Source organism: Pseudomonas yangonensis (assembly GCF_009932725.1).
GTDB lineage: Bacteria > Pseudomonadota > Gammaproteobacteria > Pseudomonadales > Pseudomonadaceae > Aquipseudomonas > Aquipseudomonas yangonensis.
This window is the reverse complement of sequence record NZ_BLJU01000067.1, coordinates 1-3,338: the sequence shown is the minus strand read 5'-3', so window position 1 is coordinate 3,338 and position 3,338 is coordinate 1. Positions and strand designations below refer to the sequence as shown.

The window sequence follows — 3,338 nt, the reverse complement described above, 5'->3', positions numbered from 1 at the left end:
CCCGGGCAGTCAACGTGCGCGTAGTGACGAATGTTGGAATCGTACTCTACGTGCGCAGTGTTGATGGTGATACCACGAGCCTTCTCTTCCGGAGCGCTGTCGATCTTGTCGAAGTCAACCTTGGCCGAACCGAAAACTTCGGAGCAGACGCGGGTCAGAGCAGCGGTCAGAGTGGTCTTACCGTGGTCAACGTGACCGATGGTGCCGACGTTGACGTGCGGTTTGTTACGTTCGAATTTCTCTTTAGCCATCTTGACCGTCTCCTAGCGAAGAATTGAGCAAGCTATGCCGCCATTAAAACAAAGGCAGATACTTTCATATCTGCCTTTATTAGATGGAGCTCATGAGCGGATTTGAACCGCTGACCTCACCCTTACCAAGGGTGTGCTCTACCAGCTGAGCTACATGAGCCAAACTCTATTGCGCCAACCACAAACTGGAGCGGGTAGCGGGAATCGAACCCGCATCATCAGCTTGGAAGGCTGAGGTTCTACCACTGAACTATACCCGCGGAGCCTGCAGCTCACGCTGAATCTGGTGGAGGGGGAAGGATTCGAACCTTCGAAGTCGATGACGTCAGATTTACAGTCTGATCCCTTTGGCCGCTCGGGAACCCCTCCAAAGTGAGGCGGCATTTTCTAGATCTGCCACCCTGCTGTCAAGCTTTTTCTCATTAAAATCTTGAGGTTAGCTACTTTGACAACATCTTCGTCGGGAACCAACTTTGACCACCCTGCGAAGCGGGCGCCATTCTATGCAAACTACTGGAGCAATGCAACGCCTTCACAAGGCATTAATTGATGCTGCAAACCGGCGAAGTCTCCAGCAAGTCGCCCAAGCAGAAATTCATCGGCCAGACGCCGACTTTGCGGTGCCACACGCACCCAGAAACTGCGGTGCGCACGCGACAGTTCGCGAATCTGCGGCTCGTAGCCCACATCGCGCAGACGTTGCATGACGCTATTGGCTGAATCTTTACGAGGGAAGATGCCGAGCGATATGCCGTTGGCCAACTCGCCCTGGGTAATGATGTAGCTATCGATGCGCCGCGCCTGCAGTTCACGCAACTGCCTCAGGGAGGCCTGACGCGACGCCAGAGGCGGCAGATACACCCAGTACTCGACACCTGCCGCAGCATCGATACTGCGTACTTCAGCCTGGATATCCAGACTCAACAAACGCTGCTCCACTACCCTGGCCCTAGCCTCCTCCTCGAAACTGCCAAGGAACAGACAAACAGCCGCTTCGGGAGAGGCCGCTCCAACTGACTGCGACGACTGCTCACTGCGCGAGCTCGACTTGTCGGCCTCGCTCAGCAGACGAATATCCTTGCGAGCCCCTTGATACGCATCCGCCGGAGCGACTTCCTTGGCACGCAGGGGCGCCTGCTGCTGATGCCAGACGTAGTAGAAGGCATTAAGTAGCAGGAGCAATAGCAGAATCCAACGCATGCTTCGCCTCAACTCAAAGGGCAGGCTATCGCCAGCCCGACAAATACCAGATCCGTAACGACCTGCGCCCCCGGCACCACGTCTCGAACCAGTTCAGCATCGCCTCCGGTCAGAAAGACTTCGAACCCCTCAGGGAAACGAGCCTGCGCCTGTAGCAACTGCTCAGCAACGAACCCACGCAACATCAACACGCAACCGCGTTCTACGGCCTCGGCCGTGGAGCGCCCCGGCTCGAGTTCCTGCAGGGCTGCCAACGCCACCTGGCGATCGTAGCGAATACGCCGGGTGTGCGTACTCAACTGATCGCGCATCAACGGAAGCCCAGGACAAATGAATCCCCCCTGATGCATACCGTCAGCCGATATGAAGTCTGCGGTTACCGCCGTCCCAAGATCCACCACCAGGCAGGCGCGCTGCCCCAGGTGATAGGCCCCCAATACCGCAAGCCAACGATCCAGCCCCAGGCGCCGATAATCCTCGTAACCATTGCGGACCGGCCCGACCTGACTGGCTGATTGTGCACAAACGGCCTCGACGCCGAGGAGCTCGCGTACGCGCTCGACCAACCGCTCGGTCTCCGCATCACTGCGCACACTGACCAGACGACAGTGCCTTACCTGCAACTCCGGAGCTGCCGCCAATGATTCGAAGAGGGCAGAATCAGAATCCACGACACCCGCAGAAAGACGCCGACTCCCATCCACGGAAATCACTCGCCATTTGATAAAGCTGTTACCGCAGTCGAGCTCAAGAATCATGCTGCAACCTCAGGCTCAACTCTCCGCCGCTGAAGGCGCGATCGACACCATCCACATTCAACCGAATAGCACCTCGCTCATCGACCCCGAGCACGACACCCAGGGTCGCATTATTGCCTGCAGTGAGCGCCACAGAATGCCCGCGCCATGCATGCAGCGCCTCCCACTCCTCTCGCAAACCAGCAAAGCCATGCTGCCAGTGCGTAGAGAGACTATCGTGCAACTGCAATAGCAGCTCGGCAGCCAAATCATTTCGATCGAACATGTGCCCCATGCATTGCCGCACGGACGTCCACGGCTGATCGATAGCGCCAGGCGCGTCGACCGCCATGTTGACGTTGATACCAATACCTATCACTACATGACAAACATCCGCAGGGTCGCCGGCGAGCTCCAGGAGGATCCCGGATATCTTGCGCCCATCGACCAGCACGTCATTCGGCCACTTCAGCTGCGCCGCTTTCACACCGCTGGCTTGCAGCGCCTTTGCGACAGCGAGCCCCACCGTCAGGCTCAATGCCTCGACCTGACTCATCCCGCCATCGACACGCAGCGCGACACTGCAATAGAGATTCTCTGCGAACGGGCTGGCCCAGACACGCCCGCGCCGACCACGACCTGCCGTCTGACGCTCGGCCAACAGCACAAAAGGCGCTCGCGCCCCCGCCTCGAGGCGGCGAAAGATCTCGGCATTCGTCGAATCAACACTCGGCTCGACTGCGACCGGCCAGCCTAAACTGGCCGCATCTCGCGATATCCGCTCGGCGTCGAGCAAGACCATAGGCGCGGAAAGCCGATAGCCACGGCCAGGGACCTTGAATACTTCGACCCCCAGCTCAGCCTCCAAGCCCTGCAACTGCTTCCAAATGGCACTACGGCTTATCCCGAGCTGAGCCCCAAGGGCTTCACCGGAATGAAATCGTCCATCCTGTAGAAGTTTCAACAATTCCAGCATGCGAGGCCCCGCTACGAACAAGGCTGGCATGATAACGACGAGGCCTGAGCTTGCATAGAAAACGGGAGGTCGAAGGCAAACCGGCAACATGGGAAGCTACCAAGGTGCAGGATTCAGACCAATGGAAGCGGGCTCTGCTCGCGAAGGCGAACCGACCCGCGGGATGCGCTTTGT

4 protein-coding genes and 3 tRNA genes are annotated in these 3,338 nt (G+C 58.2%); all 7 read right to left on the bottom strand.

Features of this window, described 5'->3' with window-relative positions; all coding sequences use genetic code 11:
- Positions 1 to 251 (bottom strand): GTP-binding protein (locus GYB81_RS23495; protein ID WP_233787652.1); only part of this gene is annotated, 251 nt, incomplete at its 3' end.
- Between the two features lie 84 nt (positions 252 to 335).
- Positions 336 to 411, bottom strand: a tRNA-Thr gene (locus GYB81_RS23490).
- A 26-nt stretch (positions 412 to 437) separates the two neighbouring features.
- Positions 438 to 511, bottom strand: a tRNA-Gly gene (locus GYB81_RS23485).
- A 24-nt stretch (positions 512 to 535) separates the two neighbouring features.
- A tRNA-Tyr gene (locus tag GYB81_RS23480) sits at positions 536 to 620 on the bottom strand.
- A 141-nt stretch (positions 621 to 761) separates the two neighbouring features.
- Positions 762 to 1,451: an SPOR domain-containing protein gene (locus GYB81_RS23475; RefSeq protein WP_161867913.1), complete on the bottom strand. Its 690-nt coding sequence runs from the start codon at positions 1,449 to 1,451 to the stop codon at positions 762 to 764.
- A gap of 8 nt (positions 1,452 to 1,459) precedes the next feature.
- Positions 1,460 to 2,209 (bottom strand): pantothenate kinase, encoded by a 750-nt coding sequence (locus GYB81_RS23470; protein WP_161867912.1) that lies wholly within the window; start codon positions 2,207 to 2,209, stop codon positions 1,460 to 1,462.
- The gene (birA, locus tag GYB81_RS23465) at positions 2,199 to 3,164 is read right to left on the bottom strand and encodes a bifunctional biotin--[acetyl-CoA-carboxylase] ligase/biotin operon repressor BirA (RefSeq protein WP_161867911.1); all 966 of its coding nucleotides are present in this window, start codon (positions 3,162 to 3,164) and stop codon (positions 2,199 to 2,201) included. Before birA ends, GYB81_RS23470 begins: the two co-directional genes overlap by 11 nt.
- Between the last annotated feature and the right edge of the window lie 174 nt (positions 3,165 to 3,338).